This window comes from Methyloversatilis sp. (genome assembly GCF_030696805.1).
In the GTDB taxonomy this organism is placed as follows: domain Bacteria; phylum Pseudomonadota; class Gammaproteobacteria; order Burkholderiales; family Rhodocyclaceae; genus Methyloversatilis.
Genome location: NZ_JAUYRO010000054.1, coordinates 98,186 through 120,631, shown reverse-complemented (window position 1 = coordinate 120,631; position 22,446 = coordinate 98,186). Strand labels below are relative to the sequence as shown.

Sequence of the window (22,446 nt, the reverse complement as noted above, 5' to 3'; positions counted from 1 at the left end):
CCGGCATCGGGAGATGAAACTGTGAAGAAGATGAAGCTTGACGAAACCGGCGATTCCGACGACCTGCAGGCGCTGTTCGACAGCATTGCGTCCGAGACGCCCCAGAAGGTGCGGCTCGAAGTCGTGCCGGAAGCGGCAAACAGCAGCGGCGACAGCGCCGATCTGGAAGCCCTGTTCGATTCGGTGTCGGATGACTACGTTGCGGCGCCCGTCGCGGCCGATGAGCCTGTCAATGATGACGAACACAGCTGCGACAACGTTTTCAACAAGGTGGGTCACCTCGCGCGACAGCTGCACGACACGCTGCGCGAACTGGGGTACGACCAAGCGCTCGAAGACGTCGCGACGCAGATGCCCGATGCGCGCAGCCGCCTGACCTATATCGCGCAGATGACCGAGAGCGCAGCCAGCCGTGTGCTCAACGCGACAGATATCGCCATACCGCTGCAGGACGACGTCGAAAAGCGCTCGAGCACGCTGCATGACCGCTGGGAAAAGCTGTACCGGAACGAACTGTCGGTTGACGAATTCAAGGCGCTGGCCGCGGAAACCCGCGGCTTTCTCGGCGACGTGCCGGCGTTTGCCCGCGACACCCGGGCGCAGCTGAACGAAATCATGATGGCCCAGGATTTTCAGGATCTGACCGGACAGGTGATCAAGAAAATCGTCGAAATGTCGCAAAAGCTCGAGAGCGGATTGCTGCAGGTTCTGATCGAAGCCATGCCCGCCGAAAAGCGCGCCAGCACACCGGAAGGGCTGCTGAACGGTCCGGTGATTTCGGCCAAAGGACGCGAGGATGTGGTGACCAGCCAGGAGCAGGTCGACGACCTGCTCGAAAGTCTCGGCTTCTGATCGCAGGCAGCAGCAGGACAGTCGTGACACAGCGTTCGGTCAGCGCAGACGAACGGGTCGGTCGAACGGGTGGCATCCACCCGCGAAGCCGGAACAACAGGAGCAGTAGGGCGAGCGGTGCGTTGAATGCGCTGCCCGCCACAGGAGCGAACGATGAGTGACTTTCAGGGCATGGAAGATCTGCTGCAGGACTTTCTGGTCGAGGCGACCGACCTGCTGTCCGGCGTGGACAACAAGCTGGTCGATCTCGAAAAGACGCCGGGAGATCGCAGTCTGCTGAACGAGATTTTTCGCGGCTTCCACACCATCAAGGGTGGCGCCGGCTTCCTGAATGCGGCCGAACTGGTTGCGCTCTGTCACCTGACCGAAAACCTTTTTGACAAGCTTCGCAATGGCGAAATGGCCATCACGCCGCAACTGATGGACGTCATCCTCGACGCGACCGGCATCGTGCGTGACATGTTCGGCGCACTTGAGCGCGGCATGCTGCCGGCTGCCGCCGACGTCGGCGTGATGACCCGCTTGCGTGCTGCTTTGGCCGGCGAGCTCGACAAGGTCGCCGCACCGGGCGCCAGTGCCGAAGCGCCTGCTGCTCCCGCCGCCGCACGAGGCGTCGAACCTGACTGGAACACGCTGCACAAGGCGGTGACCGGTGTTGTGCCGGTCGCCCCGCAAGCGGTGCCTGAACCAGCGGCGGCGCGATCGGCCAATGACGGCGAGGTTGCTGCGGTGGTCAATGCAGCGTTCGGCCGTCGGTCCGCTGATCGTCCGGGCGCACCGGCACCGACCGGTCGCCGCGATGCCGAAAAGGGCCGTGAAAACTCGATCCGGGTCGATACCTCGCGTCTTGACCAGGTGCTGAACCTGTCGGGCGAAATCGGCCTGACCAAGAATCGCCTGACCTCGCTGCGCGCGGACATCCTCGCCGGCAAGAACGACAATGAAACGCTGCATGCGCTCGATGCAGCGGTCAGCCAGCTCGATCTGCTGGTGTCCGATCTGCAGAACGCGGTGATGAAGACCCGCATGCAGCCGATCGGTCGCCTGTTCCAGAAGTACCCGCGCATCGCCCGCGACCTCGCCCGCAATCTGGGCAAGGACGTCGAGCTGGCGCTGGTCGGCGAAGAGACCGAAATCGACAAGACGATGATCGAGGATCTGTCGGATCCGATCATCCACCTGATCCGAAATGCCGTCGATCATGGCGTGGAAACGCCGGAAGACCGCATCGCCCAGGGCAAGCCGGGCAAGTCGGTGGTGCGCCTCGAAGCGCGTCAGGAGGGCGACCACATCGTGATAATAGTGGCCGACGACGGCCGCGGCATGAACGCCGAGCGGCTGCGTGCGAAGGCGCTCGAAAAGGGACTGATCACCGATGAGGAAGCCAACACGCTGGACGAGCGTGCAAGCCTGAATCTGGTGTTCCTGCCCGGTTTCTCGACCGCCGCGATGGTGTCGGATGTGTCGGGTCGCGGTGTCGGCATGGACGTCGTGAAGACGAATATCCAGAAGCTCAACGGTTCGATCGAAATCCGCTCCATCCAGGGCAAGGGCACGACGTTCGTGATTTCGCTGCCGCTGACGCTGGCCATCCTGCCGGTGCTGCTGGTGCGCCTGGCCGAACAGCACTTCGCGGTACCGCTTTCGATGGTGCGCGAAATCCTGCCGATCCAGCCGCAGGACATCCAGGAAGTCGGTGGTCGCGCGACCATGGTGGTGCGGGGCGAGGTGATGCCGGTGCTGCCGCTGGCCCGCCTGCTCGGCTGGCCGCAGAAGAACCTGCCGCAGTACGGCGTACTGATGCAGACCGCCGAATCGTCCTTCATTCTCGCAATCGACAATTTCGCCGGGCGCGAGGACGCGGTGATCAAGAGCCTCGACGATTTCCGGCCGAAGGGCGTAGCCGGCGTGACGACGCTGTCGAATGGTCAGATTGTGCTGATTCTCGACATGAAGGAACTGCTCGGTTCGCTCGGCGACTCGCGTGGTGTGTCGCGGTCCAGTCTGATCAGCCCGGTTTCGCTCGCTGCCTGACGGAAATTCATCGTCCGATACCGCCGGAAAGCCCGGCCCATCGCAGGATGGGCCGGGCTTTTTCTTTTGCTTCAAGGCCTTGGAGCAGTTCTGCCGGCAGGTGTCTCTGCCCCTAAAGAGTGCGTTGTCGCGGTCGATAACTACATACCAACGGTAATCCGTCCATCGAACGACGAAGGAGCCTCATCATGGCCGAAGCAACTCTCATCCAGCCGGTTTCGTCCCCGTTTCCCGCGGCAGCCTTGCTGCCGGCGGCGAGCGTGCAGGCGCATCACGCAGAAATCATGCGCCTGATGGCGTCGATCGAAATGCTCGGCAACGAAGCCATGGTGACCGCACTGAGTCTGGCCGACGAAGCAGCCGACGCCGACGCGCGCGGTCTGTTCATGCGCGCGCAGGAAGTGCGCGCATGGGTGCAGACCACGCTCGACATGGTGAACACCGATGCGCTGTGCCCCGATCTGGCGGGCCAGCTCGCCTATCAGGGCGTCGAACAGGCCGCCCGCCTGGTCGCCGCCCGTGAAACCCTCCCGCGGTAAGTCCGCGCCCCTTGTGTTCAAATCGTCGTCAGTGATCGAGTCAGTGATCGACTCGGAAATCGGATTCGGCGGAGGACATTGAGTGTCGGAAGAAGCAGAGGACTTCGATTTTGACGTCTGGAAGGATCTTGCGCAGTCCGATCCACAGACCTACTTCGCGGAGAGACGGCGCGTGATCGAAAAATTCATCAATACCTGCCCGCCTGAAAAACAGGCGGTGCTGCGCGATCTGCAAAGCCAGATCGATGCCAGCCGAGCCATGGCCGGCTCGCCCAACCAGTCGGTGCGCGAACTGTCGCGCTTGATGGAAGATTACCTTCTTGCGCTGTCGGAACGACTGATGGCGCTGCACCGCGAAACATCCGCGTTACAGTCTTCCTTGCGTCAGGGCCTGCGCGGTTCCTGAACGTCACCCGAACGCAGACCGGGTTGCCACGGCATATCGGGTCGGCAGTCGGTGCGCAGGCTCAGGCCGGCGCACCGACTGGACGGCCACCGTGGCGATCCGGACTGCGACCACCTTCCGCCGCGCCTGCGCACGGATCGTCGATGCACCTCACTCGGTAACCGGGAAGGACTGCCGGTTGCCCGCCCACACCCATTCGAGCAGGGCCTCAAGCACCGGTTGCGCACGACCGGCGTTCGGATGGTTCAGCCACGCCACCATCAGCACGCGCTGGCCGTTGCGGTCCAGCACATAGCCGGCGATCGATCGCGTATCGGACAGCGATCCGGTCTTCAGATGCGCCTGACCGCTGGCCGGAGAGTTGCGCAGCCGGCGACGCAGTGTGCCGTCGACCGACAGCACCGGCATCGACGACATGAATTCCGGCATGACGCTGCTCGCCCACGCGTGGCGCAACAGCGCAGCCATGTCGGCAGCCGACAGGCGTTCGCTGCGTGACAGCCCGGAGCCGTTGTCCATAATCAGACTAGGCAGCGCAAGACCGCGCCGCGCTGCCCAGGCACGTACCGCAGCGTCGGCGGCCGTGGAGTCTGCCGGCGTCCCGGCGCCGTTGCCCAGCGTCAGGAACAGCTGCCGCGCCATCACGTTGTTGCTGTACTTGTTGATGTCGCGGATGACCTGCGCAAGCGGAGGCGAATCGATGCCGGCCAATGGCAGCGCGTTCGGCGGCGTTGCGCCGTCGCGCACCCGCCCGGTGATCCGCCCGCCCAGCTCGGCCCACATGGCGCGCAGGGCACGGGCGAAAAACTCGTCGGCCGGCAGCGGTGCGATGTTCCATATGCGTTCGCCGCACGGTCGGGCAAAGCGGCCGGTGATCTGCAACGTCAGCGTGCTGCGGTCCGCGGCCGGCAGCACTTTCGCAGTCAGGCTGTCCTTCCAGTCGCCGCATTCGCCCTCGACCAGTTGCACGCGGTTGTCGATCTGCACGCCATCGAGCGGAGGTTCTGCCCACAGCGCGGGGGCGCCGCCGGCCTGCGGCAGCAAGCGTACGCGCAGCGCGTTGTGCGCCAGCAGCAGTGCGTCGGGCCCGACGTTGTAGGCGGCCAGCGGTTCGTTGTCGAAGGCGCCCGGATCGTGCCGCATCGATGCGAACGCCGAGCGGTCGGTGATCACGTCGCCGCGGATATCGCGCACCCCGCGCGCGCGCAGGTCGCGCAGCAGCAGCCAGAACTGTTCGATGCTGAGCGCCGGGTCGCCGGCTCCGCGCAGCACGAGGTCACCATCGAGCACGCCGTCGGCCAGCCGGCCGGTCATCAGTGCGTCGGTACGCCAGCTGTACGCCGGGCCGAGACTGTCGAGGGCGGCGTAGGTGGTGACCAGCTTCATCACCGACGCCGGGTTCATCGGCACCTTGGCGCGATGGCTGATGCGTGCGGGGCCGCCGTCCACTGACTGGACCATGACCGAAATCGATGTTGCGGGAATTTCTGCGGCGCGCAGCGCCTGCAATACCGGTGCCGGCAACACCGCGCATGCCGGTGCAACGATCAGGCCGAGCAGAACGGCAAGCGCGAGACGCACGACGGCCTGCTCAGGCGATGCGCGACAGATGGCGACGCACCGAGGCGCTGGCACCGAGCCAGCCGAGTACGGCACACAGCGCAAGCAGCGCAGCCCAATGCAGCGGCGAAAGTGGCCGCAGCACGAATTCCAGGCTGTACAGACCGGCGATCTCGGCGATCGGTCCGGCCAGCGCTCGCGTGGCCAGCAAGGCGAGTGCGCCGGCGAGCGCACCGCCGAGCAGGCCCTGCAGCGCACCAAACCAGTGGAAGGGGCGGCGTATCCAGGCGTCGGTGGCGCCGAGCAGGCGACTGACCTCGATCTCGTCGCGCTGTGTCAGCAACTGCAGTCGTATTGTGTTGAAGGTGACGGCGACCAGTCCGAGGCCGAGCACGACGCCCAGCATCGTCACCGCCTGCTGGCCCAGTGCGATCAGCGCGTCGAGCCGCTTCGCCCACGCGGAGTCGAGCTGTACGTGATCGACGTCGGGCAGTCTGGCGAATTCGGCGCGCAGCGTTTCGAGCCGGGCCGCATCCGCCGAGTCGAGCCGGACAACGAATGCATCGGCAAAAGGATTGTCGGGCAGTGCGTCGAGGATTTCGGCGAGAGCGTCGTTGTCGCGGAATCGCTTCAGTGCCGCGTCGCGCGACACCAGTTCGACCTTCGCTTCTTTCGCCAGCCCGCGGATGCGCTGCTCGGCGGTCCTGACCGCGTCGGCATTCGCGGTCGGTTGCATGAACACGGAAATCTCCGGCGCGGCGCTGACATTGCCGGCCAGCCGCTGCAGGTTGCCGAGCAGCATGTAGCCGGTGGCGGGCAAGGCCGCAGCGATGCCGACCACCAGCGCGGCCAGCAAGGTATTGAAAGGCTGGCGGACCATCTGGCGCGCTGCGCGCAGCCCGGCGCGCACCTGCAGCCGCAGCCACCTCATCGAAGGCACCTCACTGCAGCCGCCCCTGGGCAAGTATCAGCTTGCGCGGCGCGTAGCGTGCGAACAGTGCGTCGTCATGCGTGGTCAGCAACACGGTGACGCCTGCTTCGTTGAATGAGCGGAACAGCTCTGCGATGTCACGCGCGTAGGCGTCGTCGAGGTGGGCGGTCGGTTCGTCGGCGAGCAGGATCTGCGGCCGGTTCACGATGGCGCGGGCAATGGTCAGGCGCTGCTGTTCGCCGCCCGAGAGCTCGACCGGCATCGATTTTTCGCGTCCGGACAGCCCGACGCGCTCCAATGCCGCTCGCACCCGGTTGGCGGCTTCGCGCGGCGGGTGGCTGCTGATCGAAAGCGGCAGCAGGACGTTGTCGAAGGCACTGCGGTCGAACAGCAGACGCTGATCCTGCATCACGAGGCCGATCGACCGGCGCCAGTAGGGCAGGGCGGCGCGCTTGAGCGCCGACACGTCTTCGCCGCCGACCAGCACCTTGCCTTCGGTCGGCCGTTCGAGCACGGCGAGCAGGCGCAGCAGCGTGCTCTTGCCGGCGCCGGAGTGGCCGCTGACCACCACCATTTCACCGCGTGCGATGTCGCAATCCAGCTGGTCGAGCGCGGTGTGACCGCCAGGATAACGTTTGGTGACCTGAGCGAAACGGATCATGCGGAGTGGGCTCGGGCTGCGATCAGAGGGATCTCGGAGGTTCGAACAGGGCATCGACGAATTCCGCCGCATTGAACGGCTGCAGATCGTCAAGTCCTTCACCGACGCCGATGTAGCGCAGCGCGATCGGTCGCGACGGTGCGTGCTGCTTCGCGATGGCCGCGATGACGCCGCCGCGTGCCGTGCCGTCGAGCTTGGTCATGATCAGGCCGGTCACGCCGATTGCCGCGTCGAAGGCCTTCACCTGGGCCAGCGCGTTCTGGCCGATATTGCCGTCGAGCACCAGCAGCACCTCGTGCGGCCCGGTCGGATCCGCCTTCGCGATGACCCGCTTCACCTTGGCGATCTCCTCCATCAGGTGCAGCTGGGTCGGCAGGCGGCCCGCGGTGTCGGCCAGCACGATGTCGATGCCGCGCGCACGCGCAGCGTTGACCGCGTCGAACACCACGGCGGCCGGATCGCCGGAATCCTGAGCGATCACCGCCACATTGTTGCGTGCGCCCCAGGTTTCGAGCTGCTCTCTCGCGGCGGCACGGAAAGTGTCGCCGGCCGCCAGCAGAACGCTCTTGCCCTGCGACTGGAAATGCTTGGCCAGTTTGCCGATCGACGTCGTTTTGCCGGCTCCGTTTACGCCGGCAATCATGATGATGAATGGCTTGTGCGCGTCCACATCGAGCGGCTTCTCGAGCGGCGCGATCAGCCGGGTCAGTTCCTCGCGCAGCACGTCGCGCAATTTCGCCGGTTCTTCGATGCGTTCGCGTTTCACGCGGTCACGCAGCCGGTCGAGCAGGTGGGTGGTGGCATCCATGCCCACGTCGGACGTGATCAAAAGCGTTTCAAGCTCTTCCAGCAGTTCGTCGTCGACCTTGGTGCGCAGGAACAGCGCATTGAGCTGGCCGCCGATCTGGGCGCGCGTGCGCGACAGCCCGGCGCGCAGCCGCTGCGCCCACGACAATTTCGGTGCCTCGGCGCCCGGCGCGTTATCCTGCGCCGCGACCACGGCAGGCGCGGCCGGTGTGGCATCGCTTGCGTCGGGCGCGGCGGCTTTGTCTTTCTTGAAGAAACCAAACATGTGGGAGACGGTCACTGGAACACCTTGCGACATGCGCAAGGCTTTGGAACAGAGGCGTGATGGCGGATTTCGCCGCGCTCACATTTACTGCTGGAGAGTGTATCAGATGGATTTGCGCCGTTTTTCCCGTGGTATCGCGCTGTGCAGCGCTCTGACGGCATGCGCGCTGGCGGCGCATCCGGTGCTCGCGAACCCGTACGAGACCACTCTTGCAAATGGCCTGCGCGTCATCGTCAAGGAAGACCGGCGGGCGCCGGTGGCGGTGCATATGGTGTGGTACCGCGTGGGTGCGATGGACGAGCATGACGGCACCACAGGCGTGGCGCACGTACTCGAACACATGATGTTCAAGGGCACGAAGAAGCTCAAAGCGGGCGAATTCAACGAAATCGTTGCCCGTGCCGGTGGCAGCGACAACGCCTTCACCAGCCAGGACTACACCGCTTATTTCCAGCGCGTTCCCGCGGCCGCACTGCCGCGCATGATCGAACTCGAAGCCGACCGCATGCGGAACGTGGTCATCACCGACGAGGAATTCGGCCGCGAACTGAAGGTGGTCATGGAAGAACGCCGGCTGCGCACGGATGACAAGCCGCAGTCGCAACTGTACGAACAGCTGATGGCCAGCGCGTTCACTGCGCATCCGTACCGCCGGCCCATCATCGGCTGGATGAATGACCTCGAGAACATGCGCGCCGATGACGCACGCGACTGGTACCGGCGCTGGTATGCCCCGAACAACGCTTACGTCGTGGTGGTGGGCGATGTCGACCACAAGAAGGTGTTCGAACAGGTCAGAAAGCAGTACGGCAAGATGAAAAGTCAGCCCCTGCCGGTGCGCAAGGCGACCGCCGAACCGTTACAGACCGGTCAGCGGCGAGTCGTCGTCAAGGCACCGGCCGAGGTACCGCAGCTGCTGATGGCGTGGAAGGCGCCGCGCCTGACCGATGTCGAGAACGATCGCGAGCCGTATGCGCTCGACGTACTGGCCGGCATTCTCGACGGCCATGCGGCCTCGCGCCTGTCGCGCAACCTGGTGCGCGGCAGCCAGATCGCGACCGAAATCGGCGCTTATTACGACTCGACGTCGCGTGGCGAAGCCACTTTTGTGCTGGGCGGTGCCCCGGCCAAGGGGAAGACCGTGGCAGAGCTCGAGGCGGCACTGCGGGCGGAGATCAAGCGCGTCGCGGATGAGGGTGTGTCGGATGCCGAACTCGAACGCATCAAGACCCAGACCATTGCGTCACAGGTGTACAAGCGCGATTCGACCTATGTGCAGGCGATGGAGATCGGCCGTCTCGAAGCGGCCGGCTACCACTGGCGCGACGGCGACCGCATGCTCGACAAGCTGCGCACCGTCACCGCAGCCGAGGTGCAGGCTGTGGCACAGAAATATTTCGGCGACGACACGCTGACCGTCGCGGTGCTCGATCCGCAGCCGCTCGACCCGAACGCCAAGCCGCGTGCCAAGCCCGCCGGCCTGCGCCACTGAGCGTGTCCATCGATTTCAAGCAGGGGAACCGGATGAACCAGTCTTTCCGCAACGCGCTGACGCGCCTTGCCTTCATGTTCGTCGCGGCCGCAGCCGCTCTGCCGGCAGCGGCAAACATTGATATCCAGCACTGGGTGGCGCCCAACGGCGCCCGGGTGTATTTCGTCGAAAGCCGTGTGCTGCCGATCCTGGACGTCCAGGTCGATTTCGACGCCGGTGCTGCGCGTGATCCGGCAGGCAAGAGCGGTGTCGCGTCGATGACGCAAAGCCTGCTCGACACTGGCGCTGGCGGTCTGGACGAGGACACCCTGGCCGAGCGATTCACCGATCTGGGCGCCCAACTGGGCGGCGTGGCCGACAACGATCGTGCCGGCCTGTCGCTGCGCACGCTGTCCAGCGCCCGCGAACGCGAGGGTTCGCTGGCGCTGCTGCACACCCTGCTGACGCAGCCCGAATTTCCTGCTGCCGTGCTGGATCGCGAAAAGGCGCGCGCCATTTCCGGTCTGCGCGAGGCGGACACGAAGCCCGACGCAATCGGCAGCAAGCGCTTCGCCCGTGCGCTGTACGGCGACCATCCGTACGGCCGCACACCGACCATCGAATCGGTGACCGCGATCAGTCGCGATGACCTGGTGGCGCACTACCGCACGCACTACGTTGCATCGCGCGTCGTCGTGTCGATCGTCGGTGACGTCTCTCGTGAGCAGGCGGAAGCCATCGCCCTGCAACTGACCGGCGATCTGTTACAGGGTGAGCCGCTTGCGCCGATTCCGGCCGTGACGCTGCCGCAGGCGAGCACCGAAAACATCGCTCACCCGGCCAACCAGAGCCACATCTTCGTCGGTCAGCCGGCATTGCAGCGCGGCGACCTGGATTTCTTTCCGTTGCAGGTCGGCAACTACATTCTGGGTGGCGGCGGTTTCGTGTCGCGGCTGACCAAGGAAGTGCGCGAAAAACGCGGCTACGCCTACAGTGTTTACAGCTATTTCAACCCGCAGCGCCAACTCGGGGCCTTTCAGATCGGTCTGCAGACCGAGCGCAGCCAGGCCGCCGCGGCACTGAAGGTGGTCGATGAAACGCTGGCGGCCTTCATGGCCAAGGGGCCGACCGAAGACGAGTTGCGGGCCGCCAAACGCAATCTGGTCGACGGCTTTTCGCTGCGCCTGGACAGCAATCGCAAGCTGCTCGACAGTCTGGCGGTCATCGGCTTCTATGGGCTGCCGCTCGACTGGCTCAAGAAGTTTCCCGAGCGTGCCGAAGCGGTGACCGCGGCCCAGGTGAAGGATGCCTTCCAGCGACGCTTGTCGGCTGACAACATCGTGCGCGTGATCGTCGCGGGTGATTGACGGGGCATTCCTGACAAACCCGCCGCGGACGCGCGCGGGACCGTCGGATAACCGCTGAATCAGCGCAGCCTTGCTGGCGCCTTTCCGAAAGGCGAGCGCGCGCATACGCGGGGCGGTGCCGACACTTCTCGCGTGGTTCGGCCTTCCGGTGGCGCCCCCGCGGTTAGAATCGCGGTCATGTCACGCATTCGCATCATCGGCGGCCGGTGGCGCAGCCGTCTGCTGCCCGTGGCGGGCGTGCCTGGCCTCAGGCCCACGCCGGACGCGGTCCGCGAGCGCCTGTTCAACTGGCTCGGGCAGGACCTGAGCGGTCAGCATTGCCTCGACCTGTTCGCAGGGTCCGGCGTACTCGGTTTCGAAGCGGCGTCGCGCGGCGCAGAATCGGTCACGCTGGTGGAGCGCGACGCGCGCGCATTTGGCCGACTGCGCGAGGCGGTCGATCAACTGCCAGCGCCCGAGGTCAGACTGGTACGGGGCGATGCGCTAACATTCGTGCTCGACCCGCCCCGGCAGTTCGACCTGCTCTTCCTTGATCCGCCCTACGGGCACGGCCTGCTCGACAGGCTGGCACCGCATCTCGATGCGCTGGCTGCGGAAGGCGCGGTGATCTACTGCGAGGCGGAACACCCAGTGCCGATGCTTGGCGACTTCCGCATGACGCGCGAAGGGCAGGCCGGGCAAGTCCATTACCAGTTGCTGGAACGAACATGAACGGCACCATTGCGGTTTACCCCGGAACATTCGACCCGATCACCCGTGGTCACGAGGATCTGGTGCGGCGTGCGGCGGAAATGTTTGATCGGGTCATCGTCGGCGTCGCCGAAAGCCGCTCCAAGCGGCCGTTCTTCGAAACAAATGAGCGCGTCGACATGGCACGCGAGATTCTTGCGCCTTACGCGAACGTTGAAGTGCGCGGGTTTTCCTGCCTGCTGATGGACTTCCTCGAGACCTGCGATGCGCGCATCATCGTGCGCGGACTGCGTGCGGTATCGGACTTCGAGTACGAATTCCAGATGGCAGGAATGAACCGCTCGCTGCGGGCCGACGTCGAAACGGTGTTCCTGACGCCGGCCGACCAGTACATGTTCATCTCGGCCACGATGGTGCGCGAGATCGCCTCACTGGGCGGCGATGTCAGCAAATTTGTGCAGCCCTCGGTGCTGGCGCGCATCAGCGCCAAGCTGGCTGCGATGAGTGGAGGCAACTGAAGTGGCTTTGATCATTACCGACGAATGCATCAACTGCGATGTATGCGAGCCGGAGTGCCCGAACGGGGCGATTTCGCAGGGTGAGGAAATCTATGTGATCGATCCGGGCAAATGCACCGAGTGCGTCGGGCATTTCGACGAACCGCAGTGTCAGCAGGTATGTCCGGTCGACTGCATTCCGCTCGACCCGGACCGCAAGGAAACGCACGACCAGCTGTTGGCGAAGTACCACATACTCACGGCCGTCAAGGTCTGAACGCTCACAGGCACGCGGTGCGACGACCGCTCACATTTCAGGCGGCGGCGTCCATCTCGCGGATTACCGCAGCCTTCAGCGCTGCATCCAGAGCTGCTCGCAGCCGCGCCAGTTCCTCGATCTGGTGATTGATCGCCACACCGTTCTGGCGCAAATCCTCGATCCGGTCTTCCAGCGTGTCGGTCGCTTCGTGAATGCGCTTCACGCTTTCAAGGCGGCGTTTCAGCTGCTTCTGATGTTCGCGCACCTGATTTTCCAGCGGCGCCATGATGGCGCGCAGCCAGTGCTCGACATCGCGATTCACCACCTCCATGTGCTTGCGTACCTGCACCGCCACTGTTTCGAAAAATCGCTGCGTAAGCTGTCGCTTTTCCGTCGTGAGCATGTTCAGCCAGGTGTTGAACTGCTGGTGGAAGGCCTTTTCAAGCCGGGTGATGTCCTTTTCGTAGCGCTGGACCGAAAACGGCACCGGCACGCCCAGCCGCAGATCATGTTCGGAGGAAAAGCGCTGGTACATCGCCTCCATCATCAGGAAGATTTCATCGACGCTGATCGCCGACTTCTGCAGGCTGCCCCGCACATCGCCGAAGAAGGCATTCATCGCATCGCGCAGCTGCAGTGAAAAGTTGGCCTTTTCCATCTGCTCGCGGGTCTGTGCCGTGCGGGTGCGCAGCGCGTCCATGCCCAGATGGGCAAAAAGTGTATTGGTCTGCGACGAAAACACGTTGCGTGTTGCATAGAAGCGCTCCAGGCCGCGCTCGAACTCTTCCTTTTCGGCCCGTACCCGCTTGAGCATGTACTGGATGACACCGCGGTTCTTGCCGCGCAGGTCGGAAAACTCCGCCAACTGATCATCCAGCGCCTTTTTCTGGCCGATCAGGATGTCGTGCGTGCGAGAGAGCAGGCCGCCCGCGTCATGTTCGACCGCTGCGCCCACGATGTCGCGCTTGGCCGGCAGCAGGTCTTCGACCAGCGCGCGTTCCAGCTGCGGTAGACGGCTGCGGGCCAGCAGTGTGCCGTCGCGCTGGATGCGCGCCAGCAGGCCTTTCTGGGCGGACACCGGGAACACCCGGTTTTCCGGAAGGTCGAGCGTCGCCGCGCAGGACTCGATCTGGCGCCCGATTTCCGCCTCGATCTGGGCTTCCGAGCGCAGCCCGTCCCACAGGCTGTCCATCTTGTTGAGCACGGCCAGCCGGCCCTGGCGTGATCCGCCGGCCGCGGTGACATGCGTTTTCCACACCGACAGATCGCTTTGCGTGACGCCGGTGTCCATACCCAGCACGAACAGCACCGCGTGCGCCGAGGGCAGCAGCGAGAGCGTCAGTTCGGGTTCGGCACCGATGGCATTCAGCCCCGGCGTGTCAAGGATGACCAGGCCCTGGCGCAGCAGCGGATGCGGCATATTGATCACTGCATGTCGCCAGGCCGGCACGTCGACCATGCCATTCGCGTCCGGCTGCAAGCCGTTTTCCCCGCTCAGGTCGATGTGGAACCCAAGTTGTTCGGCTTCGCCGATCGCGACCTTTCGTTGTTCGCTGACCCGGCCTAGCACCTGCTGCATCGACGCCGCCGACGTCATGTCGAGCGGCAGGCGACGCCATGCGCCGGGCTGGGTTTTCAGATCGGACACGGTGGTCGTGCCGCGACGGGTTTCGATCGGCAACAGCTCGATGCAGGCCGGGCGCACCGGGTCGTACATCAGCTCGGTCGGGCACATGGTGGTGCGGCCTGAACTGGACGGCAGCACGCGCGCGCCCTGGTCACCGAAGAAAATGGCATTGATCAGTTCGGACTTGCCGCGGGAAAACTCGGCGACGAAGGCGACGACCAGCCGGTCGTCGCGCAGTTTGAGCAGCAACTGTTCGATGCACTGGTCGTTGTGCGGGTCGCTCAGATTGCTTTCGAAGAGCCAGCCGCGGATACGGACAATGGTCTGCTCGACGCGCGTGCGCCAGCTGCCATAGACCGATAATTCTTCCTGCATGCTCATTGCGCTCTCCACTCAATCACTTGGCAATCTAGCACACGCGGCGCGCGCTATCTCTGGCAGGCGGTGCAGAAGAAAGTCGATCGGTTGCCCAGACGACGGCTGCGGATGGCGGTTCCGCACACCCGGCACCCGTCGCCGTCGCGGCCATAGACGAAGTAGCTTTGCTGGAAGTATCCCGGCTGGCCGTCCGTGTGCAGGAAGTCGCGAAGCGTGCTGCCGCCGGCGGCCAGCGCGTCGCGCAGCGTCTGACGGATTTCGTCGGCCAGCCGGGCGACCTGCGGCCCGGTCAGTCGGTGGGCCGCCTTGCCAGGCCGGATGCGGGCCCGGAACAGGCTTTCCGAAGCATAGATGTTGCCGACGCCGACCACCACGGCACTGTCCATGATGGCCAGCTTGATCGCGCAGCGTCGATGCGCCAGCGCGCTTGCCAGCGCCCCGGCATTGAAATCGGGGCCCAGCGGTTCCGGTCCGAGGTGGGCCAGCAGCGGATGGTGCGCATCCGGTCCGTCGTGCCACAGCATGGCGCCAAAGCGTCGCGGGTCGCGCAGGCGCAGCGTGGCGTCGCCGAACACGATATCGATATGGTCGTGCTTTTCGGGCGGCGTGCCGCTCGGCAGCACCCGCAGGCTGCCTGACATGCCGAGGTGAATGATCAGCGTGCCACGGTCCAGCCGCAGCAGCAGGTATTTGGCACGCCGGTCGATGTCGCGCAGCGTCTGTCCGGGCAGGGATTCGGCGAGATGAGCCGGCACCGGCCAGCGCAGTGCGCCGTTGCGGATGGTGCAGGCATCGATCCGGCGGCCGCTCAGCGGGCCGGCGATGCCACGACGGGTGATTTCGACTTCGGGAAGTTCAGGCATGAAACGACAGGCAGGTGGGCGACGGCCGATCGGGATTTGGAATACCATCACGCGCCGGGGGCTGCAACGATTTCCGGTCGGCGTACTCCAAGGCCGTAATAGCGCAAGCGTACTCTGAACCCACCAGGCGATTCTGCCCATGACAACCCGCCCCCTGCTGCTCGCTCTTGTCCTTCCGCTTCTGCTTGGCGCCTGCGCCCAGACCGGCAGCAAGCCGTCAGCCACGGCCGCAGTCGCCGAAAAGCCCGAACCGGTGGTCGTCGCGCCGCATGTTCCGCCGCTTCCCGACGTTGAACTGACGCGCCAGATCACCTATCAGCTGCTGCTCGGCGAGGTCGCGGCTCAGCGCGGCGAACTCGGCCTTTCAGCGTCTGCCTACATGGACCTTGCGCAGTCGACGCGTGATCCGCGCATCGCCAAGCGTGCGGCCGAGATTGCTGCGTTCAGCCGGCAGAGTGAAGTTGCGCTGCAGGCGGCCCAGCTCTGGCTGGAACTTGATCCGGAGTCGGTGCAGGCCCGGCAGATGCTGTCCGGCCTGCTGGTCAATGCCAACCGGCCGCAGGAGCTCGAACCGCAGTTGGTCGCGCTGCTGGCGCAGGAAGGTTCGCAGATCGGCGAAAGCCTGCTCCGGCTCAACCGGGTGCTCGGCCGGCTCAGCGACAAGGCTGAGGCGATGCGCATGGTCGAGCGGTTGACCGAGCCTTACATCCCCCTTCCTGAAGCGCACTTTGCCCGCGCCCAGGCGGCCATGGTTGCGCGCGAGCCGAAGAGGGCGCTCGAATCGGCGATCCGCGCCAATGAACTCCGGCCGGAATGGGAGGCCGGGCTGTTGTTGCGCGCCCAGGCGACCGCCGAATCAGACCCGCTGGCGGCGCGCAAATTGATGGAACAGCACCTCAAGCGCTACCCGGACGCGCGTGAAGTGCGCATGCAGTTCGCCCGCTTGCTGGTCGCCGAGCGCAATTACGCGGGTGCGCGCAAGCAGTTCGAAATCCTGCTCGGCGGTGCACCGGACAACGCAGATGTAGTGTTTGCCGTCGGCGTGCTGGCGATGCAGACGCAGGACTACAAGGGTGCACAGGGTTACTTCACCAAACTGCTGGGCATGCGCTACCAGGACCCGAATCTGGTCAAGCTCTACCTCGCGCAGCTGGCCGAAGAACTGAAGGAAAACGAAGATGCGCTGAACTGGTACCAGCAGGTCGGCCAGGGTGACCACTACCTGGGCGCACAAGGGCGTTATGTGCTTCTGCTCAGTCGCATGGGGCGTATCGAAGATGCACGCGCCCACCTGCGCCAGCTGGCTGACCGGCCGGGCGGCAGCAAGTCGCGTTCGGCCATGCTCGAATTCCAGCTGCTGCGCGATGCCAACCGCGGCGAAGAAGCTGAGGCGGTGCTCGAGGCGGCGCTGGCAGCGGAGCCGGATCAGCCCGAGCTGTTGTACGAAACTGCCATGCTGGCCGAGCGCGACAACCGCATCGAGATTGCCGAACAGAGGCTGCGCCGCCTGATCGAAGTCAAACCGGATCACGCGCACGCCTACAACGCGCTCGGTTACTCGCTTGCCGAGCGCAACATCCGTCTTGAAGAAGCGCAGACGCTGATCGCCAAGGGGCTTGAACTGGCGCCCGATGACCCGTTCATTCTCGACAGCATGGGCTGGGTCATGTTCCGGCGCGGTGACCTGAATGGCGCGCTGACCTACCTCGAACGTGCGTTCTCGATCCGCCCGGACCCGGAAATCGCCGCCCATCTGGGTGAAGTGAAGTGGCTGCTGGGGCAAAAGGAAGACGCCGTGAAGCTGTGGCGTGCCGTGGCCGCCCAGCATCCTGACAATGAAGCGCTCGAATCGACGATCAAGCGCTTCGTTCCGTGAGATCTGCGGTCCGTATTGCGCTCGTTGCCGCGTGCGCAGCGACTCTGTCGGCATGCGCCACACGGCCGCCTGCCAGCCTGGATGAGCATGCGCTGATCCGCAGCATGGCGCGCGATGAACGCGCCGCTTCGTTCTCCCTCAGCGGGCGCTTTGTCGTGAAGGGGCCGGACCAGTCCGCCTCCGCCAGCCTGGACTGGCAGCACGCGCAGGATCGCGACGAGCTCCAGATCAATGGCCCGCTCGGCAAGGTGCTTGCCCAACTGACCCGCGACGCCAGCGGTGTCCGCCTGGTCGATGACGGCCAGCGCGTCACCCTTGCAGCCACGCTGGACGAACTGGCGCGTGCCGCGTTCGGTGCCGACATTCCGCTGACCGGCGCCGCCTACTGGGTCACCGGGCGGGCGGGCGATGCATCGGTGACGTCGCGTGACGGGGCGGGGCGCATCGCGGCGTTGACGGAACGTGGCTGGCGGGTTGAATTCGTCCGCTACGAAGACGACAGCGCCGACGCGCTGCCGCGTCTGATCGAAGCGAGTGACGGCGAACATTCCTTCCGGCTGCTGATCGATGAATGGAGCCCGGTGAAGTGAGCGCCGTGCAATGAGTGTCGCCGCGCCGAACGCAGTCGAATGGGGCAAGTGGCTGGATGCGCCGGCCAAGATCAACCTGTTCCTGCATGTGATCGGCCGCCGGACAGATGGTTACCACCTGCTGCAGACTGCCTTCCGCTTTCTCGATTTTGGCGACCGTCTGCGCTTCACGCCGCGCACCGACGGCGCCATCCGGCGCGTCAATCCGCTCGCTGGTGTCGCCGAGGAAGACGATCTGTGCGTACGCGCGGCGCGACTTCTGCAGTCGGAAACCGGTTGCACGCATGGTGTGGACATCGAACTCGAAAAGCGCCTGCCGATGGGTGGCGGTCTGGGTGGCGGCAGCTCGGATGCCGCCACCGTGCTGATCGCGCTGAATCGCCTGTGGCAACTCGGTCTTCCACGCGAGTCGCTGCAGGCGCTCGGTCTGCGGCTGGGCGCGGATGTGCCGGTATTCGTGTTCGGCCGCTCTGCGTTTGCCGAGGGCGTCGGCGAACGGCTGCAGGCGGTTGCGCTGCCGGCGGAGGCCTACGTCGTCGTCGCACCCGGAGTGTCGGTACCGACGCCACGCATTTTCGCCGCACCGGAATTGACACGAAATACCGAACCTTGCAAAATAGCGGACTTTGCTGAGGTCGCTGCCCAGCAAAGGCTTTTTGGGCGCAATGATCTCCAGCCTGTAGCCGAGATTTACTACCCGGCGGTGGCGCGGGCGATCCGGCTTCTCGGCGATGAAGTCGGCGATCAAAAGGTGCGGATGTCCGGGTCGGGTGCTTGTGTTTTCGCGCAGTGCCCGTCGCGCGAGCAGGGGGAAACCGTATTGGCGGCGATGTCAGGGCGCTGGCCTGAAGGCTGGCAGGGATTTGTTGCATGCGGCGTTGATGTCCATCCGCTGTACGGCAAAATGCCCGGCGACAGCGCAGGGCAGGTAGGACGATAGTAAATACGACAGTCCGGAGGACAGTTCGGACGACGCAGTACAGGTTTGCAGGGCGATGCCGTAAAGGCATTGCAGCAGTTTTGGGGAGTCGCCAAGTTGGTTAAGGCACCGGATTTTGATTCCGGCATGCGAAGGTTCGAATCCTTCCTCCTCAGCCAGATCGCATCGGGCAGACTCGCAGCGCATGCGGGTCTGCCCGAGTTGTTTTAAGGGCATTGACGAGCCCGCTGGATGTTCCCGGAGCATCGGCGGGTTTGTCGATGCGGGCAGTGCCGGCCGGTCCGGTCTAAAGTTGAGCTTTCACCACGTATCGCGAGGCAGCATGGCTTACGACAGCCTGATGATCTTTACCGGCAACGCCAACCCGAAACTGGCGGCGGATGTGGCCAAGCGGCTGAACATGTCGCTTGGACGCGCCCAGGTCGGTCGCTTCTCCGATGGCGAAGTGAATGTCGAAATCCTCGAAAACGTCCGCGGCAAGGATGTGTTCGTGCTGCAGCCGACAGGCGCACCGACCAACGACAACCTGATGGAACTGGTGATTCTGGTCGATGCCCTGAAGCGCGCATCGGCCGGTCGCATCACGGCTGCCATGCCGTACTTCGGCTACGCCCGGCAGGACCGTCGCCCGCGCAGCGCGCGCGTGCCGATTACCGCCAAGGTGGTCGCCAACATGCTGCAGGCCGTGGGTGTGCAGCGTCTGCTGACCGTTGACCTGCATGCGGACCAGATCCAGGGCTTCTTCGACATTCCGGTGGATAACATCTACGCCACGCCGATTCTGCTGGGTGACATCTGGAAGAAGGAATACCCGAATATGATGGCGGTGTCGCCCGACGTGGGCGGTGTGGTGCGCGCGCGCGCCTTCGCCAAGCGTCTCGAGTGCGACCTCGCCATCATCGACAAGCGCCGCCCGAAGGCGAACGTGTCGGAAGTGATGAACATCATCGGCGACGTGTCCGGCCGCACCTGCGTCATCATGGACGACATGGTCGACACTGCAGGCACGCTGTGCAAGGCAGCACAGGCGCTGAAGGAAAACGGCGCCGCCGGCGTGCTGGCCTACTGTACCCATGCGGTGCTGTCCGGTGAAGCGGTGAGCCGCATCGAACAGTCCGATCTCGATCAGCTGGTCGTTACGGACACCATCCCGCTGTCGCCGGCCGCGCAGGCCTGCAGCAAGATCCGCGTGGTGTCGATTGCCGAACTGCTGGCCGAAACCCTGTTGCGCATCAGCAACGAAGAATCCGTTTCGTCCCTTTTCATGGAATGAACATCGTCCATTGAAGCGGGACACCCCAGCCGCCTGGTCGCGGGCGGCTTCATCTACCTGGAGTCATCATGTCTATCGAACTCAACGCGAATCCGCGCGAAGCACAGGGCACCGGAGCGAGCCGCCGCCTGCGTCGCGCATCGCAAGTCCCGGCCATCATCTACGGTGGCACCGAACCGGCGCTGCCGATCACGCTCGACCACAACGAAATCTTCCACGCCCTGCGCAAGGAAGCGTTCCACGCGTCGGTGCTGACCATCAACGTCGGCGGCAAGAAGGAATCCGTGCTGCTGCGTGACACGCAGATGCACGCCTATCGCCAGCAGGTCATGCACGTCGATTTTCAGCGTGTCGACCTGAAGCAGGAGCTGCACACCAAGGTGCCGCTGCACTTCGTCAACGCCGAGAATGCACCGGGCGTGAAGATGCAGGGCGGTGTCGTATCGCACGTGATGAACGAAATCGACATCAAGTGCCTGCCCAGTGCGCTGCCGGAATTCCTTGAAATCGATCTGTCCGGCCTGTCGGTCGGCCAGTCGGTTCACGTGTCGCAGATTCTGCTGCCGGCCGGCGTCGAGATCATCGTTCACGGTACCGATCCGGTTGTCGCGACACTGACGCTGCCGCGCGGCGCCAAGTCCGACGAAGCCGCTGCCACCGACGGCGAAGCCGAGAAGTAAGCGAACGCGATGTCCGGGAACGGTGCCAAAGCCGTACCCCGGCTCGTCGTCGGACTGGGCAACCCCGGTCCTGAGTATTCCGAAACCCGGCACAACGCCGGGTTTTGGTTTTGTACGCAGCTGGCACGCAAGCTCGGCATTACGTTGAATCGTGAAGCGCGTTTCAATGGGCTGGTCGGCAGTTCGCGCGCCGACGGCATCACCCTTTTGCTGCCGCAGACTTTCATGAACCGGTCCGGCCAGTCGGTCGGCGCGCTGGCGCGCTTCTATCGCATCGAACCGGCCGAGATACTGGTCGTACAGGATGAGCTCGACGTGCTGCCGGGCGAGCTGCGTCTGAAGTTCGGCGGCGGTCTTGGCGGTCACAACGGCCTGAAGGACATCAGCGCCCATCTGGCCACCCACGATTACTGGCGCCTGCGCATCGGCATCGGCCACCCGCGTCAGCTGGCGCCGGGCGCCGAAGTCGCCGACTATGTGCTGCACCGGCCGCGCGCCGACGAACAGCGCGACATCGATGCCGCCATCGGGCGAGCGCTCGATGCCTGGCCGATGATCGCCACCGGTGACTGGACGCGCGTGTCAACCCTGCTCAACGCAAAGCCGCCCAAACAAGGAAACCCCTCATGAGCCTCAAATGCGGCATCGTCGGTCTGCCCAACGTCGGCAAATCCACTCTGTTCAATGCGCTGACCAAGGCCGGAATCGCAGCGGAGAATTACCCGTTCTGCACGATCGAGCCCAATGTCGGCATCGTTGAGGTGCCGGACACGCGTCTCGCTGCGCTGTCGGAAATCGTCAAGCCGCAGAAGATCCAGCCCGCCATCGTCGAGTTCGTGGACATTGCGGGTCTGGTCGCCGGCGCGAGCAAGGGTGAAGGTCTGGGCAACCAGTTCCTGGCCAATATCCGTGAAACAGATGCCATCGTGAATGTCGTTCGCTGTTTCGATGACGAAAACGTCGTGCACGTGAACGGGCGCGTCGACCCGATCGCCGACATCGAAACCATCGTGACCGAACTTGGTTTGTCCGACCTCGCCGTGGTCGAGCGCACGCTGAACCGCGACACCAAGAAGGCGCGCGCCGGTGACAAGGACGCGCAGAAGCTGTGCGCCGTGCTCGAAAAGATGCTGCCGCACCTCAATGACGGCAACCCCGCGCGCACGCTGGCGCTGAGCGACGACGAAAAGCTGTTGCTCAAACCGCTATGCCTGATGACGCTCAAGCCGGCGATGTATGTCGGCAACGTCGACGAAGGCGGCTTCCAGAACAATCCCTACCTCGACCGCCTGCGCGAGCACGCCGCGAAGGAGGGGGCACCGGTCGTGGCGCTGTGTGCCAAGATCGAAGCCGAACTGGCCGATCTGGACGACGCCGACAAGATGGCCTTCCTCAGCGATCTGGGCCTGGACGAGCCGGGTCTGAACCGGCTGATCCGCGCCGGCTACGACCTGCTCGGCCTGCAGACCTACTTCACTGCCGGCGTGAAGGAAGTGCGCGCCTGGACCATCCACAAAGGCGACACCGCGCCGCAGGCTGCTGGCGTCATCCATACCGACTTCGAACGCGGCTTCATTCGTGCGCAGACCATTGCCTTTGACGACTTCATCGCCTTCAAGGGCGAACATGGCGCAAAGGAAGCCGGCAAGATGCGCGCCGAAGGCAAGGAGTACGTGGTGAAGGACGGCGACGTGCTGAACTTCCTGTTCAACGTCTGACTGTCCCGCCACCGCGATTCAGTGCGCGACGCGCGAACCCCTGTACTCCTGCGGATACAAGGGTTTTTTGTCTGATGCGACTTTGCGTAGCGCTCACCCGGCCCGGAGTGGGCCCTGCGGAATATCGTGTCTGATCGTCCTTGTGCGCCAGCAGAAGCATCC

The 22,446-nt window shown here is 64.5% G+C and carries 22 protein-coding genes and 1 tRNA gene; 17 read left to right on the top strand and 6 right to left on the bottom strand.

Features of this window, described 5'->3' with window-relative positions; translation table 11 throughout:
- The first annotated feature begins 21 nt into the window (after nt 1–21).
- The 4 genes from cheZ to Q8R75_RS10730 all read left to right on the top strand — a co-directional run bounded on the left by cheZ (nt 22) and on the right by Q8R75_RS10730 (nt 3,831).
- The gene (cheZ, locus tag Q8R75_RS10745) at nt 22–852 is read left to right on the top strand and encodes a protein phosphatase CheZ (protein WP_305612566.1); all 831 of its coding nucleotides are present in this window, start codon (nt 22–24) and stop codon (nt 850–852) included.
- A gap of 171 nt (nt 853–1,023) precedes the next feature.
- Entirely contained in the window at nt 1,024–2,886 is a 1,863-nt protein-coding gene (locus Q8R75_RS10740; RefSeq protein ID WP_305612580.1) for a chemotaxis protein CheA, read from the top strand.
- A 188-nt stretch (nt 2,887–3,074) separates the two neighbouring features.
- A complete protein-coding gene (locus Q8R75_RS10735; protein ID WP_305612568.1) occupies nt 3,075–3,425 on the top strand; it encodes a hypothetical protein in 351 nt (116 codons plus the stop codon).
- 82 nt (nt 3,426–3,507) lie between these two features.
- A complete protein-coding gene (locus tag Q8R75_RS10730) occupies nt 3,508–3,831 on the top strand; it encodes a DUF3135 domain-containing protein (RefSeq protein ID WP_305612570.1) in 324 nt (107 codons plus the stop codon).
- 150 nt (nt 3,832–3,981) lie between these two features.
- Here Q8R75_RS10730 and dacB read toward each other — a convergent pair whose 3' ends face one another.
- From dacB to ftsY, 4 genes are read right to left on the bottom strand one after another with little or no spacing between them, the layout of a single operon-like run.
- A complete protein-coding gene (dacB, locus tag Q8R75_RS10725; RefSeq protein WP_305612572.1) occupies nt 3,982–5,412 on the bottom strand; it encodes a D-alanyl-D-alanine carboxypeptidase/D-alanyl-D-alanine-endopeptidase in 1,431 nt (476 codons plus the stop codon).
- 10 nt (nt 5,413–5,422) lie between these two features.
- Nucleotides 5,423–6,322: a permease-like cell division protein FtsX gene (gene ftsX, locus Q8R75_RS10720; protein ID WP_305612574.1), complete on the bottom strand. Its 900-nt coding sequence runs from the start codon at nt 6,320–6,322 to the stop codon at nt 5,423–5,425.
- Nucleotides 6,323–6,332: 10 nt separating this feature from the next.
- The gene (locus Q8R75_RS10715; protein WP_305612576.1) at nt 6,333–6,983 is read right to left on the bottom strand and encodes an ATP-binding cassette domain-containing protein; all 651 of its coding nucleotides are present in this window, start codon (nt 6,981–6,983) and stop codon (nt 6,333–6,335) included.
- Nucleotides 6,984–7,005: 22 nt separating this feature from the next.
- Entirely contained in the window at nt 7,006–8,055 is a 1,050-nt protein-coding gene (gene ftsY, locus Q8R75_RS10710; RefSeq protein ID WP_305612582.1) for a signal recognition particle-docking protein FtsY, read from the bottom strand.
- Nucleotides 8,056–8,161: 106 nt separating this feature from the next.
- Here ftsY and Q8R75_RS10705 point away from each other — a divergent pair, with 106 nt between their 5' ends.
- The 5 genes from Q8R75_RS10705 to Q8R75_RS10685 all read left to right on the top strand — a co-directional run bounded on the left by Q8R75_RS10705 (nt 8,162) and on the right by Q8R75_RS10685 (nt 12,357).
- Nucleotides 8,162–9,547: a pitrilysin family protein gene (locus Q8R75_RS10705; protein ID WP_305626208.1), complete on the top strand. Its 1,386-nt coding sequence runs from the start codon at nt 8,162–8,164 to the stop codon at nt 9,545–9,547.
- Nucleotides 9,548–9,621: 74 nt separating this feature from the next.
- Nucleotides 9,622–10,893, top strand: coding sequence for a pitrilysin family protein (locus tag Q8R75_RS10700; protein WP_305614024.1), 1,272 nt, complete (start codon nt 9,622–9,624; stop codon nt 10,891–10,893).
- A gap of 177 nt (nt 10,894–11,070) precedes the next feature.
- Nucleotides 11,071–11,604: a 16S rRNA (guanine(966)-N(2))-methyltransferase RsmD gene (gene rsmD, locus Q8R75_RS10695; protein WP_305613964.1), complete on the top strand. Its 534-nt coding sequence runs from the start codon at nt 11,071–11,073 to the stop codon at nt 11,602–11,604.
- Nucleotides 11,601–12,101, top strand: a complete 501-nt coding sequence (gene coaD / locus Q8R75_RS10690; protein WP_305613965.1) for a pantetheine-phosphate adenylyltransferase — start codon at nt 11,601–11,603, stop codon at nt 12,099–12,101. Before rsmD ends, coaD begins: the two co-directional genes overlap by 4 nt.
- Before the next feature lies 1 nt (nt 12,102).
- Nucleotides 12,103–12,357 (top strand): YfhL family 4Fe-4S dicluster ferredoxin, encoded by a 255-nt coding sequence (locus Q8R75_RS10685; protein ID WP_305613966.1) that lies wholly within the window; start codon nt 12,103–12,105, stop codon nt 12,355–12,357.
- 37 nt (nt 12,358–12,394) lie between these two features.
- Here the strand turns inward: Q8R75_RS10685 and Q8R75_RS10680 are convergent, their stop codons facing one another.
- Both Q8R75_RS10680 and mutM read right to left on the bottom strand, forming a co-directional pair.
- Nucleotides 12,395–14,347: a dynamin family protein gene (locus Q8R75_RS10680; RefSeq protein ID WP_305613967.1), complete on the bottom strand. Its 1,953-nt coding sequence runs from the start codon at nt 14,345–14,347 to the stop codon at nt 12,395–12,397.
- A gap of 47 nt (nt 14,348–14,394) precedes the next feature.
- Complete coding sequence (mutM, locus tag Q8R75_RS10675) at nt 14,395–15,207, bottom strand: bifunctional DNA-formamidopyrimidine glycosylase/DNA-(apurinic or apyrimidinic site) lyase (protein ID WP_305613968.1); 813 nt, start codon at nt 15,205–15,207, stop codon at nt 14,395–14,397.
- A gap of 139 nt (nt 15,208–15,346) precedes the next feature.
- Between mutM and Q8R75_RS10670 the strand changes: the two genes are divergently transcribed.
- The 8 genes from Q8R75_RS10670 (at nt 15,347) to ychF (ending at nt 22,284) form a co-directional block, all read left to right on the top strand.
- Nucleotides 15,347–17,083: a tetratricopeptide repeat protein gene (locus Q8R75_RS10670; RefSeq protein WP_305613969.1), complete on the top strand. Its 1,737-nt coding sequence runs from the start codon at nt 15,347–15,349 to the stop codon at nt 17,081–17,083.
- Nucleotides 17,080–17,673: a lipoprotein insertase outer membrane protein LolB gene (gene lolB / locus Q8R75_RS10665; protein WP_305613970.1), complete on the top strand. Its 594-nt coding sequence runs from the start codon at nt 17,080–17,082 to the stop codon at nt 17,671–17,673. Before Q8R75_RS10670 ends, lolB begins: the two co-directional genes overlap by 4 nt.
- A gap of 10 nt (nt 17,674–17,683) precedes the next feature.
- Nucleotides 17,684–18,613, top strand: coding sequence for a 4-(cytidine 5'-diphospho)-2-C-methyl-D-erythritol kinase (ispE, locus tag Q8R75_RS10660; protein WP_305613971.1), 930 nt, complete (start codon nt 17,684–17,686; stop codon nt 18,611–18,613).
- Between the two features lie 81 nt (nt 18,614–18,694).
- Nucleotides 18,695–18,771, top strand: a tRNA-Gln gene (locus Q8R75_RS10655).
- Nucleotides 18,772–18,935: 164 nt separating this feature from the next.
- A complete protein-coding gene (locus Q8R75_RS10650; RefSeq protein ID WP_069039592.1) occupies nt 18,936–19,886 on the top strand; it encodes a ribose-phosphate pyrophosphokinase in 951 nt (316 codons plus the stop codon).
- A 68-nt stretch (nt 19,887–19,954) separates the two neighbouring features.
- A complete protein-coding gene (locus Q8R75_RS10645; RefSeq protein ID WP_305613973.1) occupies nt 19,955–20,566 on the top strand; it encodes a 50S ribosomal protein L25/general stress protein Ctc in 612 nt (203 codons plus the stop codon).
- 9 nt (nt 20,567–20,575) lie between these two features.
- On the top strand, nt 20,576–21,196 hold the full coding sequence (gene pth, locus Q8R75_RS10640; RefSeq protein ID WP_305613974.1) for an aminoacyl-tRNA hydrolase: 621 nt from the start codon (nt 20,576–20,578) through the stop codon (nt 21,194–21,196).
- Entirely contained in the window at nt 21,193–22,284 is a 1,092-nt protein-coding gene (gene ychF / locus Q8R75_RS10635) for a redox-regulated ATPase YchF (RefSeq protein ID WP_305613975.1), read from the top strand. The genes pth and ychF overlap by 4 nt, the downstream gene beginning before the upstream one ends.
- The last annotated feature ends 162 nt before the right edge of the window (nt 22,285–22,446 follow it).

What these genes read in the sequence shown, in the direction of transcription:
- Q8R75_RS10740 (WP_305612580.1), top strand. Translation starts at nt 1,024, where the DNA reads ATGGAAGATCTGCTGCAGGACTTTCTGGTCGAGGCGACCGACCTGCTG.
- Q8R75_RS10735 (WP_305612568.1), top strand. Translation starts at nt 3,075, where the DNA reads ATGGCCGAAGCAACTCTCATCCAGCCGGTTTCGTCCCCGTTTCCCGCG.
- ftsX (WP_305612574.1), bottom strand. Translation starts at nt 6,322, where the DNA reads ATGAGGTGGCTGCGGCTGCAGGTGCGCGCCGGGCTGCGCGCAGCGCGC.
- Q8R75_RS10715 (WP_305612576.1), bottom strand. Translation starts at nt 6,983, where the DNA reads ATGATCCGTTTCGCTCAGGTCACCAAACGTTATCCTGGCGGTCACACC.
- ftsY (WP_305612582.1), bottom strand. Translation starts at nt 8,055, where the DNA reads ATGTTTGGTTTCTTCAAGAAAGACAAAGCCGCCGCGCCCGACGCAAGC.
- Q8R75_RS10705 (WP_305626208.1), top strand. Translation starts at nt 8,162, where the DNA reads ATGGATTTGCGCCGTTTTTCCCGTGGTATCGCGCTGTGCAGCGCTCTG.
- Q8R75_RS10700 (WP_305614024.1), top strand. Translation starts at nt 9,622, where the DNA reads ATGTTCGTCGCGGCCGCAGCCGCTCTGCCGGCAGCGGCAAACATTGAT.
- rsmD (WP_305613964.1), top strand. Translation starts at nt 11,071, where the DNA reads ATGTCACGCATTCGCATCATCGGCGGCCGGTGGCGCAGCCGTCTGCTG.
- coaD (WP_305613965.1), top strand. Translation starts at nt 11,601, where the DNA reads ATGAACGGCACCATTGCGGTTTACCCCGGAACATTCGACCCGATCACC.
- Q8R75_RS10680 (WP_305613967.1), bottom strand. Translation starts at nt 14,347, where the DNA reads ATGAGCATGCAGGAAGAATTATCGGTCTATGGCAGCTGGCGCACGCGC.
- mutM (WP_305613968.1), bottom strand. Translation starts at nt 15,207, where the DNA reads ATGCCTGAACTTCCCGAAGTCGAAATCACCCGTCGTGGCATCGCCGGC.
- Q8R75_RS10670 (WP_305613969.1), top strand. Translation starts at nt 15,347, where the DNA reads ATGACAACCCGCCCCCTGCTGCTCGCTCTTGTCCTTCCGCTTCTGCTT.
- ispE (WP_305613971.1), top strand. Translation starts at nt 17,684, where the DNA reads ATGAGTGTCGCCGCGCCGAACGCAGTCGAATGGGGCAAGTGGCTGGAT.
- Q8R75_RS10650 (WP_069039592.1), top strand. Translation starts at nt 18,936, where the DNA reads ATGGCTTACGACAGCCTGATGATCTTTACCGGCAACGCCAACCCGAAA.
- Q8R75_RS10645 (WP_305613973.1), top strand. Translation starts at nt 19,955, where the DNA reads ATGTCTATCGAACTCAACGCGAATCCGCGCGAAGCACAGGGCACCGGA.
- pth (WP_305613974.1), top strand. Translation starts at nt 20,576, where the DNA reads ATGTCCGGGAACGGTGCCAAAGCCGTACCCCGGCTCGTCGTCGGACTG.
- ychF (WP_305613975.1), top strand. Translation starts at nt 21,193, where the DNA reads ATGAGCCTCAAATGCGGCATCGTCGGTCTGCCCAACGTCGGCAAATCC.